The sequence below is a fragment of the Pseudoalteromonas sp. 120-MNA-CIBAN-0494 genome (genome assembly GCF_040308885.1).
GTDB lineage: Bacteria > Pseudomonadota > Gammaproteobacteria > Enterobacterales > Alteromonadaceae > Pseudoalteromonas > Pseudoalteromonas nigrifaciens.
In genome coordinates this window covers 1-272 of sequence record NZ_JBEOOE010000152.1, presented here as the reverse complement: position 1 = coordinate 272, position 272 = coordinate 1, and the positions used below count along the sequence as shown (strand labels likewise).

The following is a 272-nucleotide window of genomic DNA, read 5'->3' as shown; positions in this document are numbered from 1 at the left end:
GGCTGATAGAGTAGGGCGATTAGTTGATACTCATGAATTTAGATACCTAGCCTTTGATTTAAGTCGTTTTAGTGATGAACTGCTTACACAAATGAAAAAACACATTGGTGATAGCTTAATTATTTCGGGTAAAGCGTTAATACTCAAACATGTCTATGTTGAGCGAAAAATGACACCGCTTAATTTATATATCGGTCAATGTAGCAGTAAATCACTGCAGCAGGTGATGGTTGATTATGGTAAAGCGATTAAAGAGCTTGCCAGTGCAAATA

At 36.4% G+C, this 272-nt stretch carries 1 protein-coding gene; it reads left to right on the top strand.

Annotation, left to right across the window (positions count from 1 at the left end):
• Nucleotides 1-272: isocitrate dehydrogenase kinase/phosphatase-domain containing protein (locus AAEY55_RS18330; protein WP_350552681.1), on the top strand; the 272-nt coding region annotated here is incomplete at both ends.